Annotated in this window: 12 protein-coding genes; 7 read left to right on the top strand and 5 right to left on the bottom strand. The window is 74.2% G+C overall.

What is annotated here, in order from left to right:
• Positions 1-18: 18 nt before the first annotated feature.
• The 4 genes from hemQ to AC2TEW_RS27445 are packed head-to-tail and all read right to left on the bottom strand — an operon-like array spanning position 19 to position 4748.
• On the bottom strand, positions 19-732 hold the full coding sequence (gene hemQ, locus AC2TEW_RS27460) for a hydrogen peroxide-dependent heme synthase (RefSeq protein WP_484626040.1): 714 nt from the start codon (positions 730-732) through the stop codon (positions 19-21).
• On the bottom strand, positions 729-2225 hold the full coding sequence (gene hemG, locus AC2TEW_RS27455; RefSeq protein WP_484626039.1) for a protoporphyrinogen oxidase: 1497 nt from the start codon (positions 2223-2225) through the stop codon (positions 729-731). The genes hemQ and hemG overlap by 4 nt, the downstream gene beginning before the upstream one ends.
• Positions 2226-2277: 52 nt before the next feature.
• Entirely contained in the window at positions 2278-3927 is a 1650-nt protein-coding gene (locus AC2TEW_RS27450) for a leucine-rich repeat domain-containing protein (protein ID WP_484626038.1), read from the bottom strand.
• 56 nt (positions 3928-3983) lie between these two features.
• Positions 3984-4748, bottom strand: a complete 765-nt coding sequence (locus AC2TEW_RS27445; protein WP_484626037.1) for an SDR family NAD(P)-dependent oxidoreductase — start codon at positions 4746-4748, stop codon at positions 3984-3986.
• 123 nt (positions 4749-4871) lie between these two features.
• On the opposite strand from AC2TEW_RS27445, the gene cutA reads away from it, so the two are divergent.
• Complete coding sequence (cutA, locus tag AC2TEW_RS27440; RefSeq protein WP_484626036.1) at positions 4872-5195, top strand: divalent-cation tolerance protein CutA; 324 nt, start codon at positions 4872-4874, stop codon at positions 5193-5195.
• A gap of 331 nt (positions 5196-5526) precedes the next feature.
• Positions 5527-6543, top strand: a complete 1017-nt coding sequence (locus tag AC2TEW_RS27435) for a DUF4349 domain-containing protein (protein ID WP_484626035.1) — start codon at positions 5527-5529, stop codon at positions 6541-6543.
• An 80-nt stretch (positions 6544-6623) separates the two neighbouring features.
• Here AC2TEW_RS27435 and hemE read toward each other — a convergent pair whose 3' ends face one another.
• Positions 6624-7640, bottom strand: a complete 1017-nt coding sequence (gene hemE / locus AC2TEW_RS27430; RefSeq protein ID WP_484626075.1) for a uroporphyrinogen decarboxylase — start codon at positions 7638-7640, stop codon at positions 6624-6626.
• A gap of 245 nt (positions 7641-7885) precedes the next feature.
• Between hemE and AC2TEW_RS27425 the strand changes: the two genes are divergently transcribed.
• From AC2TEW_RS27425 to AC2TEW_RS27405, 5 genes are all read left to right on the top strand, one after another.
• Positions 7886-8536 (top strand): DUF3000 domain-containing protein, encoded by a 651-nt coding sequence (locus AC2TEW_RS27425; RefSeq protein WP_033824427.1) that lies wholly within the window; start codon positions 7886-7888, stop codon positions 8534-8536.
• A gap of 307 nt (positions 8537-8843) precedes the next feature.
• The gene (locus tag AC2TEW_RS27420; RefSeq protein ID WP_033824426.1) at positions 8844-9560 is read left to right on the top strand and encodes a response regulator transcription factor; all 717 of its coding nucleotides are present in this window, start codon (positions 8844-8846) and stop codon (positions 9558-9560) included.
• A 181-nt stretch (positions 9561-9741) separates the two neighbouring features.
• Positions 9742-10992, top strand: a complete 1251-nt coding sequence (locus AC2TEW_RS27415; RefSeq protein ID WP_484626034.1) for an HRDC domain-containing protein — start codon at positions 9742-9744, stop codon at positions 10990-10992.
• Between the two features lie 211 nt (positions 10993-11203).
• Complete coding sequence (locus AC2TEW_RS27410; protein WP_484626033.1) at positions 11204-12421, top strand: thiolase family protein; 1218 nt, start codon at positions 11204-11206, stop codon at positions 12419-12421.
• Between the two features lie 2 nt (positions 12422-12423).
• Positions 12424-14550 carry a 3-hydroxyacyl-CoA dehydrogenase NAD-binding domain-containing protein gene (locus tag AC2TEW_RS27405; protein WP_484626032.1) on the top strand — a complete coding sequence of 709 codons (2127 nt, stop codon included), beginning with the start codon at positions 12424-12426 and terminating at the stop codon, positions 14548-14550.
• Positions 14551-14616 lie beyond the last annotated feature (66 nt).

Here is a 14616-nt window from a genome sequence, read left to right as displayed (position 1 = left end):
CGCCGCCCGCGACGGCGGTCAGACCAGGCCGGCCAGCAGGTCGGCGACGGGCTTGCGGCGGCCGGTGAAGAACGGCACCTCCTCGCGCACGTGCAGCCGGGCCCGGGACGGGCGCAGGTCGCGCATCAGGTCGACGATCCGGTGCAGCTCGTCCGCCTCGAAGGCGAGCAGCCACTCGTAGTCGCCGAGCGCGAAGGAGGCCACCGTGTTGGCCCGGACGTCCGGGTAGCCGCGGGCCATCATGCCGTGCTCGGCGAGCATCGCCCGGCGCTCCTCGTCCGGCAGCAGGTACCACTCGTAGGAGCGGACGAACGGGTAGACGCAGACGTAGTCGCGGGCCCGCTCGTCGGCCAGGAACGCCGGGATGTGCGACTTGTTGAACTCCGCCGGGCGGTGCAGCGCCATGTTCGACCAGACCGGCTCCAGCGCCCGGCCGACCGCGGTGCGGCGGAAGCGGTTGTACGCCTCCTGGAGGTCGTCCGAGTTCTCCGCGTGCCACCAGATCATCAGGTCGGCGTCGGCGCGCAGCCCGGAGACGTCGTAGGTTCCGCGCACCGTCACGTCCTTGGCGTCGAGCTGGGCGAACAGCTCGTCCACCTCGGCGGCCAGTGCGGCCCGGTCCTCGGGCAGCTCGCCCTTCAGCTTGAACACCGACCACATGGTGTAGCGGATGACCTGGTTGAGGTCACGGGCCTTCTTCTTCACGGGCTGGTCTGCAGTGGTCTCAGTCATGCGTCCATTCTCCCTTCACCGCGCGGGGTGTCCCGCACGGGGTCGGCGGCGCCGCCGGCGCCGCCCAGTCCGTCGACGGCCCGGCGGGCACTGGCGATGCAGGCCGGGATGCCCACCCCGTCGTACACGGCGCCGCACACCGCCAGCGCCCCCGCGCCCGCCACCGCGGCCCGGATCCGGGCCACCCGGTCCAGGTGCCCGACCGGGTACTGCGGCAGACCGCCGCCCCACCGGGTGACCGCCGTGTCGTACGGCCGGGCGCGCAGGCCCACCGCCAGGTCCAGGTCGGCGAGCGAGCGGGCGACCAGTTCCTCGTCCGGCAGGCCGAGCGCCTGCTCCTCGCGGTGGCGGCCGAGCGAGGTGCGCAGCAGGAAGGCGTCGGGGGCGGCGCGCTCCAGCCAGCCCCACTTGTTGGAGGAGAAGGTGGCGGCCTTGATCGAACGACCGTCCACCGGGGGCACCAGGAAGCCGCTGCCGGTGAGCGGGCGGTCCAGCTCCGCGCGGTGGAAGGCCATCGTCACCAGCGCCATTCCGGCGTACTCCACCCCGGCCAGTTCGGCGGCGGCGGCCGGGACCTCGGCCCGCAGCAGGGCGGCGGCCTGCGGCGCGGGGACGGCCAGCACCACGGCGTCGGCGGCGAACTCCTCCTCGCCGGCGGTCACCCGCCAGCCGTCCGCGGTCCGCTTCAGCCCGGACACCGCCGTGCCGGTGCGCAGGTCGGCCCCGGCCTTGCGGCAGTGCTCCGCGACGGCCTCCGGCAGGGTCCCGATGCCGCCGCGCAGCCCCTGGAACACCGGCCCGGCGGCCTGACCGGCGGCCTGCGCCCGGCCGAGCAGCCGGTGCACGCCGTCGACCAGCGGTCCGCCGTCGCGGGCGGCGGCCAGCAGCTGCGGGACGGCGGCCCGCAGCGAGATCTCGTCCGAGCGGCCGGCGTACACGCCGCCGAGCAGCGGCTCGACCAGCCGGTCGACCACCTCCCGGCCGAGCCGTTCGGCGACGTAGCGGCCGATGGCGGTGTCCTCGCCGAGCTCCGCCGGAACGTCCCGGCCGGCCCTGGCGAGCCCTTCGGCCGAGAGCACGCCGGAGGCGGCCAGTGCGGCCAGGTCGCCCGGGACCCCCATCAGCTGGCCGGCCGGCAGCGGGCGCAGCTCCCCCCTGGTCCACACCGCGGCCTTGGCGGTGGTCGGCGGCTCCAGCTCCGCGTCCAGGCCCACCAGGCGGGCCAGCTCGACCGCCTCGGGCCGCCTGGCCAGCATCGACTCGGCGCCGAGGTCGACCCGGACCCCGCCGACCAGGCCGGTCATCAGCTTGCCGCCCAGGTGCCCGGACGCCTCCAGGAGGGTCACCCGGGCCCGGGGGGCGCCGCCGGGCGGCCCGCTCAGGAAAGCGGCCGCGGCCAGTCCCGCGATGCCGCCGCCCACGACCACCACATGGGGTACGGCAGGCGGCAGGACGGGGGGCACGACAGCGGGCACGACATGAGGTTCTGCCATGCCCGGAAGTCTTCCAGGTCTTACGGACCGGCCACGAACCAGCCCGGGCGGCTCACTCCCGCAGCTGCGACCGCAGCAGCGGGAAGACCGTGCGTGCCCGCTCGGCGGTGCGGTGGTCCAGCCGGGTGCAGCGCAGGTCGGCGGCCTCGAGGTGGCGCAGCGCGAAGAACGACTCCGGCAGCGTGGTGAGCTCGTTGAAGGACAGGTCGAGCCGGCGCAGGCCCGGCATGGCCGCGAAGGCGTCGTCGGGCAGGGCGGTGAGGGCGGGCCGCAGGATCCGGCCGCCGTGCTTCTTCTCGCCCCAGCGGTCGATCTCCAGGTGCTCCAGGGTGGTGATGCCCCACACCGCGTCCAGCAGCGCGTGGCCCGGTTCGGGCTGGAACGCCCAGGGGGTGTGGCCGCTCAGCCGCAGCACCCGCAGGTGCGGCAGCCGGGCGAGGTCCGGCAGCCGGTGGAGGCCGGCCGAGAGCGAGCCGCGCAGGTCGAGGTGGACCAGCTCGGTCAGGGCCAGCAGCGCGTCCGGGACCTCGGTGAGCCAGGTGCGGGCGAGGGACAGTTCGCGCAGGCCGGTCAGGGCGGTCACCGGCAGCGGGAAGGCGACCGGGTCGTCGTACCCGCCCGGCTGCAGCGCGGACAGGTCCAGCACGCGCAGCGCGCCGAGGCCGGCCAGCGCCTCGGGCACCGCGCAGCTCAGGTCGGCCGCGCGCAGCACCTCCAGCCGGGCGAGGGCGCCGAGCCGGTCGGGCAGCGCCTCGAAGTGGTTCCCGGAGATGTCCAGCACCCGCAGCTCGGCCAGGTCGCCGACGGCGTCGGGGAGCCGGCGCAGCCCGGTGCCGGAGAGGTCGAGCTCGCGCAGGGCGGTCAGGGTGCCCAGGCGCGGGTCGAGGCTGCCGAGGTCCGGGTTGTCGGACAGGTCGAGGGAGCGCAGCGCGGGGAAGCGGAACAGCTGCTCCGGGAGTCCGCGCAGCTTGCGCCCGGACAGGTCGAGTTCGGTGATCCCGTCGGCGCGGACGAGCAGGGCGTCCAGTTCGTCGAGGGCGGCCAGGTGCGCGGGCCGGACGCCGGGCCGCAGCACGGGCCGGCCGGCCCGCAGCTCGGCGGCGGTGCGGCGGAGGTCCACGTCGCCGTCGGCGTCCAGCAGCGCGGGCAGGACGACCTGGTCCAGTTCGTCGTCGGTGAAGTCGACCGGGTGGTCGGTGCGGTGGGGGTCGGCGGCGAGCAGCGCGGCGGGCTGCTCGCCGAAGGACATCGAGAAGTACAGGCCGCTGATGACCACCGGTGCGGTGGTGCGGCCGCCGACCACCAGCAGGCCGCCGTCGTCGCCGTAGCTGCCCTGGACGCCGTCGGCGGCGGTCAGATCGCCGCGGACCACCACGTTGGGGCAGCCGGAGAGCAGCACCGCACGGGCCGTCAGATCGCCGGTGACCAGCAGGAAGTTGCCGCCCGCCGAGTCCCACCAGTCCAGCGCGCCGCCGACGGCCAGATCGCCGTCGACGATGACGTTGTACGGGACCCAGTCGCCGTCGCTCTCCGCCGCCAGGTCCCCGGGGACCTCCAGCCCGCCCTCGTAGAGGCGGATCTCCTGCTCGTCGGCGAACTCCCGGTAGGGGTACTCGACCTCGGCCGAGACGTGGAAGCGGGCCTCGGCCTCGGCCGCGCCGATGATGCGGTAGCCGGCCGCGGCCGTGCCCTGGGTGGTCATGCCGGGGATGCTAGTGCGCCGCACCGACAGCCCGGCGGGCGGGCGGGGTCCGCGGTCTAGCGGCCGAGCACCGCGCCGCCGTTGAGGCCGATGACCTGGCCGGTCAGGTAGCCGGCGTCGGGCGAGGCGAGGTAGCCGACGGCGGCGGCGACGTCCGCCGGGGTGCCGGCCCGGCCGACCAGGGTGTCGGCGACCTTGCCGGCGTGGAACTCCGGGGTCCAGCCGGCGCCGAAGATCTCGGTGTCCGCGACGTACCCGGGGGCGAGCACGTTGACCGTGACACCGTCCGGACCGAGCTGCCGGGCCAGGCCGAACGCCCAGCCGTGCAGCGCCGCCTTGGCCGCCGCGTACGATCCCGCCGAGTGCGGGCCCGCGCCGCCGCGCTGGGCGGCCGCCGAACTGATCACCACCAGCCGGGCCCCGGGCCGGCGCAGCGAACCCTGCAGGGCACTGGTGAGCAGCACCGCGGTGAGCAGGTTGGTGTCCAGGTCCCGCCGCCAGGAGTCGGCGAGGGCGGCGAGGGTGCCGTCGGCGGGCGGGGTGATGATCGCACCGGCGTTGTTGACCAGGACGTCGACCGGCCCGAGCGCCCGGATCCGGTCGGCCGCGGCCTCCACCTGCCCGGGGTCGGTCAGGTCGGCGGGGACGGCGAGGGCCGTACCGGGCCCGGTCCGCCGCCCGATCTCCCGGGCCGTGCGCTCCAGCGGCTCGGCCCGGCGGCCGAGCAGCACCACCCGGCAGCCGTCCTCGGCGAGCCGGCCGGCGACGGCCCGCCCGATCCCGCTGCCGCCACCCGACACCACTGCCAGCCGCTCGGTCATCCCTGCCCCCGGTCCATGTCGACGGACGATCATCTGCCCGGCAGCGTAGACCGGTCGCGGTGGCGGGGTCCGGCGGACGGACGGAAGGAGACCGGGACCACCCGGGGGTGCCAGGATCGCGGTATGACCGACGTGCTGACCGTGACGACCACCACCGACAGCGCGGAGTTCGCGGCCGCGCTGGCCCGCTCCGCCGTGACCGCGGGCCTGGCCGCCTGCGCCCAGGTGGACGGCCCGATCACCTCCGTCTACCGCTGGCAGGGCGAGCTGGAGACGGCCCGGGAGTGGCGGGTGGTGCTCAAGACCACCGTGGCACGCTATCCGGAGCTGGAGGCGCACCTGGTGGAAGGCCACCCGTACGACACCCCGGAGGTCCTGGCGACGCCGGTCACGGCGGGCAGTCCCGGCTATCTGGCGTGGGTGGTGGCGCAGACGGCGCGCGGCTGAGCCCGCCCTCGGCCGCCGCGGCGCGCAGGTCCCGGACGTGCCCGCTCTCCTCCCGGCGGCCGCCCGCGGGGTGCCGTCCGCGGGCGGGGTGGGCGAGGGCCCGGCGCCGGCGGCGCGGTCCGACCGGTCGCCACCCGGTGGGCCTGGAGCGCGAATCCGGTGAACAGTCCCCGCCGATGCCGTTCCCGCCTCCCGGTCTACATCCGAACGCGTCCGGTACGTGACCAGGTTGGGATCAACCGACGGGATCCTGCGGGGAGGCGACTGCGTCGAACCCGCAGTACGCGCCCACGGCGGGCGCGGCCGAGAACAACGGGGAGGGCCTGGAATCGTGACGGGACGAAGAATCGCGGCAGCCGTGGGGGTCGCGGCGGTGCTCCTGCTGAGCGGCTGCTCGGCGGAGTCGGGGAGCACGAAGTCGGCGGCGGGCGACCGGGCGGCGGCGCCGGCCGCGGCCGCTCCGGGCGGCGGGCAGCCGGCCGCGGCGGACGGCAAGGCGCCGGCCGAGGCGAAGCAGTCCGGGGGCGGCGCGGCGCAGGCCCCGGCGGTGGACCCCAAGTACATCGAGTACAAGGCCCAGTTGAGCCTGGAGGTGCAGGACGTCGGCCGGACGGTGACCGCGGCCACCGACGCGGTGCAGGCGGCCGGCGGCTACGTCGGCAGCCAGTCGGTGTCCGCCGGCGACGCCCAGCTGACCCTCAAGGTGCCCTCCGCCGGGCACCAGCGGATGCTGGACCAGCTGGCCGCGCTCGGTACCAGGACGCTCCGGCTGACCAGCCAGGCCGAGGACCTCACCCAGCAGATGGTGGACGTCGACAGCCGGGTGAAGACCCAGCAGGCCAGCGTGGACCGGGTCCGGGCGCTGATGGCGGACGCCAGGACGCTGGCCGAGGTGGTCTCGCTGGAGAGCGAGCTGAGCCGGCGCGAGGCCGACCTGGAGTCGCTCAAGCGCCAGCAGCAGGAGCTGTCGGCGCGGACCTCGTTCTCCACCATCACGCTGGAGCTGCACACCGAACACGCGCCGGCGCCGCCGCCCGCCGCGAAGAAGAGGACCGGCCTGGCGGCCTCGGTCGGGCACGCCGCCGCGGGCGGCTGGCACGTCCTGGTGCTGCTGGTCCAGGGGGTGCTGGTGGCGCTGGCGGCGGTCGCGCCGTTCCTGCTGGTGGCCGTACCGGTCGGGGTCCTGGTCCGGGTGCTGCTGCGGCGCCGCTCCGCGCGTCCCGCCGCCGTGCGCGCGGCCGCCCCGGTCCGGGTGACGGGCGCCGGCCCGTGGGCCGCTCCGGCGGCGCCCGCCGTACCGGAAACACCGCCGGCGCCCCCGGCGGAGGACGCCGCCCCGCCGAACTGATCCGACGGCGCCGCCCGGCGGCCGCGCCCCACGGGGGCGGGGCGGCCGGGCGGTCAGGGACGGGCCGGGCCCGCGCGGGCTCAGCGGGCGGAGGCCTCGTGTACGAAGGCGACCAGCCGGCTCAGCGCGTCCGGGTCCATGCTCGGCATCACGCCGTGGCCGAGGTTGAAGATGTGGTGGCTGTCGCCGACCGCCTTGGCCGCGGCGTCCAGCACCTCGCGGGCCTTGGCCTCGACCACCGCGGTGGGGGCGTACAGGACGGCCGGGTCGAGGTTGCCCTGCAGGCCCTTGCCGGGGCCGACCCGCTCGGCGGCGACGTCCAGCGGCACCCGCCAGTCGACGCCCACGATGTCCGCGCCGGCCTCGCCCATCAGTCCGAGCAGCTCACCCGTGTTGACGCCGAAGTGGATCCGCGGCACGCCGTAGGGCGCGACCGCGTCGAACACCTTGGCGCTGGCGGGCAGCACCGAGCGGCGGTAGTCCTCGGGGGCCAGCGCGCCGGCCCAGGAGTCGAAGAGCTGGACCGCGGAGGCGCCGGCCTCGATCTGGATCTTCAGGAAGGCGGAGGTGATGACGGCCAGCCGGTCGACCAGCTCGGCCCACAGCTCGGGCGCGCCGTACATCATCGCCTTGGTGTTCTCGTAGCTCTTCGACGGGCCGCCCTCGACCAGGTAACTGGCCAGCGTGAACGGCGCCCCGGCGAAGCCGATCAGCGGCGTGGTACCGAGCTCGTCCACCAGCAGGCCGACCGCCTCGGTGATGTACGGCATGTCGTCGGGCTCCAGCGGGCGCAGCCGCTGCAGGTCGGCGGCGGTGCGGATCGGGTCGGCGATCACCGGGCCGACGCCGCCCTTGATCTCGACGTCGATGCCGACGGCCTTGAGCGGCACCACGATGTCGCTGAAGAAGATCGCGGCGTCCACCTTGTGCCGGCGCACCGGCTGCAGGGTGATCTCCTTGACCAGGTCGGGCCGCATGCAGGAGTCCAGCATCGGGATGCCCTCGCGCACCTTCAGGTACTCGGGCAGCGAGCGGCCGGCCTGCCGCATGAACCACACCGGGGTGTGCGGCACCGGCTCGCCGCGGGCGGCCCGCAGGAAGGCGGAGTCGTACGCGGCGCCCCGGCGCGCGAGGGGCTGCTGACCGGTCTGGGCTGCGGGGGTGGCCGCGGAAGTCTCGCTCACGCTCCAAATCTTCGCACGCGCCCCGCGCGCGCCCGGCCCCGGGAAGTGGTGCTTTCGTCCAAGATGCGGCCGGGATGCGCCCTCGCGCGGCCGCTCCGGCACGCCGGACCTGCGAAAGGTGCTCGGAATGCGGCGCCGGGGCACCTAGTCTTCAGACCATGGCAGCGGTCGGCGGGCACCCCGCACACGGTGGAGGAACGGGCAAGGAGTCGGCGCCGATCGAGTTCCAGGACGCGGTCGAGGCGCTGGCCGGGGCGAGGTTGCGCCCCGAGCTCGTGCTGTCCGCCACGCCCGCGCCGCGCCGGCTGGCCCCGTTCGCGTACGCGATCGGCGCCACGGTCGAGGTGGACGGCGAGGAGCTGGCCGACGGCCGGCTGGTGCTGCTGCACGACCCGGCCGGCCAGGAGCCCTGGAACGGGGACTTCCGGGTGGTCACCATGGCCCGGGCCGAGCTGGAGCCGGAGATGGCCGGCGACCCGATGCTCTCCGAGGTCGGCTGGTCCTGGCTGATGGACGCGCTGCAGGCGCACGGCGCCGGGTACACCGCGCCGGGCGGCACGGTGAGCCACTGCGCCTCGCAGTACTTCGGCGCGCTCGCCGACCGGCCCTCGTCCACCGAGATCGAACTGCGCGCCTCCTGGACCCCGTCCGACGGCCGGTTCGAACGGCACCTGGCCGCCTGGGGCGACCTGCTGTGCATCTGCGCCGGCCTGCCGCCGGCGGTGCCCGCGCCGCTCCCGGCAGCCGACGCCCCGTCACTCGGCGGAGTGGTGCCGATGCCCGCGCGCCGTCGCCCGCGCCCCCACTGAGGGACGTCACGCCGCGCTCACCGCAGCGCCACCCGCAGGGCTGACGGAGTGTGACTTCCGTCGCGCTCTGTGTCAATTACCTGGCCAGACGCGACCATCGGGCTTCGGAAACGATCGAGCCTGTGCGATTTCCGGGCATGTCGTATCAGTCATCTGCGCGAATTGTCCGTATTGTTACTCACTAGATCGTGATCATTCGCTAAAGCCGGGCACGCATGCTGCCGAAGGTGTCAGTGACCCTTTCCACACGCGGAACACTCCGACCGCCCCCTCGGGGTTCCGTCCGCCACTCCCCACAGGAGGCCTGGTGTCGGTCCTTCTCGAGCACCCCGCAAACGTGGTCGCGTACCGTCCGACGAAGCCCACCGCCATGGTGGTCATCGCCGACCCGCGCGTCCGAAACACCGTCACCCGCCACCTGTGGGCCCTGGGTGTGCGCGACGTCATCGAGGTCTCCTCGATCGCCGAGGCCCGTCCCCGGGTCACCACCCCCCGCGACATCTGCATCGCCGATGTCCACCTGCCCGACGGCTCCGGGCTGACCATCCTGGCCGAGACTCGCGCCGCGGGCTGGCCGAACGGTCTGGCGCTGTCCGCCGCCGACGACATCGGCGCGGTCCGCAGCGCGCTGGCCGGCGGCGTCAAGGGATACGTGGTCACCGGCACCCGCACCAACGTGGCGATGCCGGGCCGTCCCGGCATGCCGCTGGGCGCGGCCGGGATGGCCGGGCGGATGCGCCGCCCCGGCATGCCGGGCGTCCCCGGCGCCGCCGGAGCCCCGGGTGCGCCCGGTGCGCCGGGCGCACCCGGGACGCAGTCCTCCGCGTACCGCGAGCTGTCCGGCCGCGAGGTCGAGGTGCTCCGGCTGGTCGCCGAGGGCCAGTCCAACAAGGCGATCGGCGTCGCCATGGGCCTGTCCGCGCTGACGGTCAAGAGCCACCTGGCGCGGATCGCCCGCAAGCTCGGCACCGGCGACCGGGCGGGCATGGTCGCCGTCGCGCTGCGGACGGGCATCATCCACTGACCCGGTCCACACATGCCCGACACAGTGGTGGCGGCCCGGAGGAACGTTTCCTCCGGGCCGCCGTCTTTTTCACCGTCCATCCCCCTGCGACCTGCCCGCCCGCGCCCGGGGCATATGTCGGAACCCGGTCTGACCAGTCCGACAACACTCCCGGGCGCGGGTACCGTCGTACCCTTGGGGGGTGACCGACGCCGTAGCAGCCATCCCAGAAGAGACAGCCCCGGTCCCGCTCCTCGAGCCGAGGGAGGGGCTGCCACCCGTGGTGGCGGACCAGGACGCGCTGGCCGCGACGGTCGCGGCCTTCGCAGCGGGCACCGGTCCGGTCGCCGTGGACGCCGAACGGGCCTCCGGCTACCGCTACGGCCAGCGCGCCTACCTGATCCAGCTGCGGCGGGCCGGGGCCGGCACCGCGCTGGTCGACCCGATCGCCTGTCCCGACCTGAGCGGGCTCGGCGAGGCGCTGGCCGACACCGAGTGGGTGGTGCACGCCGCCACCCAGGACCTGCCGTGCCTCTCCGAGGTCGGCATGCGTCCGCGCCGGCTGTTCGACACCGAGCTGGCCGGGCGCCTGGCCGGGTTCCCGCGGGTCGGGCTCGGCCCGATGACCGAGAACGTGCTCGGCCTCTCGCTGGCCAAGGAGCACTCCGCGGTGGACTGGTCCACCCGTCCGCTGCCGGAGCCGTGGCTGCGGTACGCCGCGCTGGACGTCGAGGTGCTGGTCGAGCTGCGGGACGCGCTCGAGCGGGAGCTGGACGCCCAGGGCAAGCTCGGCTGGGCGCTGGAGGAGTTCGCCGCGCTGGCCGACGCACCCCGGCCCGCACCGCGGGTCGACCCCTGGCGGCGCACCTCCCAGCTGCACAAGGTCCGCCGCCGGCGCCAGCTCGCCGCCGTCCGCGAACTCTGGCAGGCCCGCGACCGGATCGCCCGGGAGCGGGACGTCTCCCCCGGCCGGGTGCTGCCCGACGTCGCGATCGTCAACGCCGCCCTGGCGATGCCGCTGAACGCGCCCGCCCTGCTGGCGGTCTCCGGCTTCGGGCCGCGGGTCAACCGCAAGCAGCTGGACCAGTGGCTGGCCGCCCTCCAGCGCGCCCGGGAGATCCCGGAGAACCAGCTGCCGCCGTCCTCCGCCCCGCACGACGGGCCGCCGCCGCCGCGCGCCTGGGCCGACAAGGACCCGGTCGCCGCGGCCCGGCTGACCGCCGCCCGCGCCGCGGTCGCCGCGCTGGCCGAGGAGCACAACCTGCCGGCCGAGAACCTGATCACCCCGGACCTGGTCCGCCGGGTGGCCTGGGAGCCGCCGGCCGACGCGAGCGCGGAGCACGTCTCGGCGGCCCTGCGGCGGCTCGGCGCCCGCCAGTGGCAGGTCGACCTGGTCGGTCCGGCGCTGGCCGCCGCCTTCGTCGAGCCGCCGGCGCCGGCCTCGGCCGAGTAGCGGCGGGCCCGCCGCGAGGGGGCGCCGGGAGTCTTCCCGGCGCCCCCTCGCCGCTTCCCGCGGGCACGTGTCCGGGGACACACGGGCCGAACCGGTGGTCGGCTATGGGCAACCTAGTTACCGGCGGGTAGCATGACCGTGAAGCAGCGCAGCTCCACCCGTGAGCCGATCCCTGCGTCCAACGTCATGTCCCCCTGGGAGGAGAGCCCCCGTGCCTCGTACCGCGAGGGACGTCGTCTTCGTCGACGGCGTCCGCACCCCGTTCGGCAAGGCCGGCCCGAAGGGCATCTACCACGAGACCCGGGCCGACGACCTCGTCGTCAAGTGCATCCGTGAGCTCGTGCGCCGCAACCCGAACCTGCCCGTCGAGCGGATCGACGAGGTCGCCGTCGCGGCCACCACGCAGATCGGCGACCAGGGTCTGACCATCGGCCGCACCGCCGCGCTGCTGGCCGGCCTGCCGAAGTCCGTCCCGGGCTACTCCATCGACCGGATGTGTGCCGGTGCGCTGACCGCCGTCACCGCGACCGCGGGCGGCATCGCCTTCGGCGCGTACGACATCGTGGTCGCCGGTGGCGTCGAGCACATGGGCCGCCACCCGATGGGCGAGGGCGTGGACCCGAACCCGCGCTTCGTCTCGGAGAAGCTGGTCGACGAGTCCGCCCTGTTCATGGGCATGACCGCCGAGAACCTGCACGACCGCTTCCCGCACCTCACCAAGGAGCGCTGCGACGCCTACGCCGTGCGCTCCCAGGAGAAGGCCGCCAAGGCGTACGCCAACGGCGACATCCAGCCCGACCTGGTGCCGATCGCGATCCGCAACACCAACCCCGACGCCGGCGAGACCGGCTGGGGCCTGGCGACCACGGACGAGCCGATGCGCCCGGGCACCACGATGGCGAACCTGGCCGGTCTGAAGACCCCGTTCCGCCCGCACGGCAACATCACCGCGGGCAACTCGGCCGGTCTCAACGACGGCGCCACCGCCTCGCTGCTGGCCGCCGAGGACGTCGCCGAGGAGCTCGGCCTCCCGGTCAGGATGCGCATGGTCTCGTACGCCTTCGCCGGCGTCGAGCCCGAGGTGATGGGCATCGGCCCCGTCCCGGCGACCGAGAAGGCGCTGGCCAAGGCCGGCCTGACGATCGACGACATCCAGGCCTTCGAGGTCAACGAGGCGTTCGCCGTCCAGGTGCTGGCGTTCCTGGACCACTACGGCATCGCCGACGACGACGAGCGCGTCAACCCGTACGGCGGCGCGATCGCCTTCGGCCACCCGCTGGCCTCCTCGGGCGTGCGCCTGATGAACCAGCTGGCCCGCCGCTTCGAGCAGCGCCCCGACGTCCGGTACGGCCTGACCACCATGTGCATCGGTTTCGGCATGGGCGGGACCATCATCTGGGAGAACCCGCACTTCGAGGGTGGTAAGTGACCATGAGCACCACTGAGCTGCTGAAGCGCGCCGCCGAGCTGTTCCCCGGCGAGGTCGTCACCACCGCGCACGTACGCCACCTGGACCTGCCGCTCGCGGCCGGCAAGCTGGCGCTGATCACCCTGGACAACGGCTTCGACCACACCAAGCCGACCACCTTCGGCCCGGGCTCGCTGGCCAAGCTGTCCGAGGCGCTGGACCAGGTCGAGGCCGAGGCCGCCGCCGGTGACATCGTCGCCGTCGCGATCACCGGCAAGCCGTTCATCTTCGCGGTCGGCGCCGACCTCAAGGGCGTCGAGGTGCTCAAGGAGCACAGCGACGCGCTGGCCATCGGCAAGGGCGGCCACGACGTCTTCAAGCGGATCGCCGCGCTGCCCGTCCCCAGCTTCGCCTTCTACAACGGCGCGGCGATGGGCGGCGGCGTCGAGGTCGGCCTGCACGCCACCTACCGCACCGTCAGCTCCGGCGTCCCGGCGTTCTCGCTGCCCGAGGTCTTCCTCGGCCTGGTCCCGGGCTGGGGCGGCTGCACCATCCTGCCGAACCTGATCGGCCCGGCCAAGGCCGTCAAGGTCATCATCGAGAACTCGATGAGCCAGAACAAGCAGCTCAAGGGCAAGGAGGTGTTCGAGCTCGGCATCGCGGACGCGATCTTCGAGCCGGCCGACTTCCTGGAGCAGTCGCTGAACTGGGCGGCCTCCGTGCTCACCGGCGCCACCGAGGTGGCGCGCGAGGAGATCGACCGCGGCAAGGCCTGGGACGACGCCGTCGCCTGGGGCCGGCTGGTCGCCGACTCCAAGGTGCACGGCGCGGCCCCCGCCGCGTACAAGGCGCTGGACATCATCGCCCAGGTCAAGGACCAGGACCTGCAGGCCGGCTTCGACGCCGAGGACGCGGCCCTGGCCGACCTCATCATGAGCGGCGAGCTGCGCAGCGGCATCTACGCCTTCAACCTGGTGCAGCGCCGGGCCAAGAAGCCGTTCGGTGCGCCGGACAAGTCGCTGGCCCGCCCGGTCTCCAAGGTCGGCGTGGTCGGCGCCGGTCTGATGGCCTCCCAGCTGGCGCTGCTGTTCGCCCGCCGGATGGAGGTGCCGGTCGTCCTGACCGACATCGACCAGGAGCGCATCGACAAGGGCGTGGGCTACGTCCACGGCGAGATCGACAAGCTGCTGGAGAAGGGCCGGATCGGCAAGGACAAGGCCAACAAGCTCAAGGGCCTGGTCTCCGGCCACCTGGACAAGGCCGTCGCCTTCGGGGACGCGGACTTCGTGATCGAGGCCGTGTTCGAGGAGATGGGCGTCAAGCAGAACGTGCTGGCCGAGCTGGAGGCGGTGGTCGCGCCGACCACCATCCTGGCCACCAACACGTCCTCGCTGTCGGTCACCGAGATGGCGTCGAAGCTGGAGCACCCGGAGCGGGTCGTCGGCTTCCACTTCTTCAACCCGGTCGCGATCCTCCCGCTGCTCGAGATCGTCCGCGCCGAGAAGACCGACGACGGCTCGCTGGCCACCGCGTTCGGGGTCGCCCGCAAGCTCAAGAAGACGGCCGTGCTGACCAAGGACGCCCCGGCGTTCGTGGTCAACCGGATCCTGCTGCGCTTCATGGACGCCATCCAGGGCGCCATCGACGAGGGCACCCCGATCGAGACGGTCGAGAAGGCCGTGCTGCCGCTCGGCCTGCCGATGTCGCCGATCGTGCTGCTGGAGCTGGTCGGCCCGGCCATCGCGCTGCACGTGTCGGAGACGCTGGCCGCGGCGTTCCCGGAGCGGTTCACCGTCTCCGAGAACCTCGGCAAGCTGGTCAAGGCCGGCAAGCGGGGCTTCTACGTGTGGCAGGACGGCCAGCAGGTGCTGGACCCCGAGGTGCTGGCGCTGCTGTCGTTCGGCGACACCGTGCTGACCGAGGAGCAGGTCCTCGCCCGGGCGCTGGAGGCCGTCGCGCAGGAGATCGGCCTGATGCTGGACGAGGGCGTCGTCGGCGAGGCGCAGGACATCGACCTGTGCATGATCACCGGCGCCGGCTGGCCCTTCCACCTGGGCGGGATCACCCCGTACCTGGACCGTGAGGGTGTCTCGGAGCGGGTCAACGGGAAGCGGTTCCTCGCCCCGGGTGTGGCCTCGATCCCGGCCTGACCCACGGCCTGAGGGACGGACGGCGGAGTGGCCCCGGCGGGGGCTGCTCCGCCGTTTCGCATGTCC

The sequence above is a fragment of the Kitasatospora sp. NEAU-CNBT7 genome (assembly GCF_057220535.1).
This window is presented reverse-complemented; position numbering and strand designations above follow the sequence as displayed.

Coding starts and splice junctions, on each gene's coding strand:
- hemQ (WP_484626040.1), bottom strand. CDS start 732: ATGACTGAGACCACTGCAGACCAGCCCGTGAAGAAGAAGGCCCGTGAC.
- hemG (WP_484626039.1), bottom strand. CDS start 2,225: ATGGCAGAACCTCATGTCGTGCCCGCTGTCGTGCCCCCCGTCCTGCCG.
- AC2TEW_RS27450 (WP_484626038.1), bottom strand. CDS start 3,927: ATGACCACCCAGGGCACGGCCGCGGCCGGCTACCGCATCATCGGCGCG.
- AC2TEW_RS27445 (WP_484626037.1), bottom strand. CDS start 4,748: ATGACCGAGCGGCTGGCAGTGGTGTCGGGTGGCGGCAGCGGGATCGGG.
- cutA (WP_484626036.1), top strand. CDS start 4,872: ATGACCGACGTGCTGACCGTGACGACCACCACCGACAGCGCGGAGTTC.
- AC2TEW_RS27425 (WP_033824427.1), top strand. CDS start 7,886: ATGGCAGCGGTCGGCGGGCACCCCGCACACGGTGGAGGAACGGGCAAG.
- AC2TEW_RS27405 (WP_484626032.1), top strand. CDS start 12,424: ATGAGCACCACTGAGCTGCTGAAGCGCGCCGCCGAGCTGTTCCCCGGC.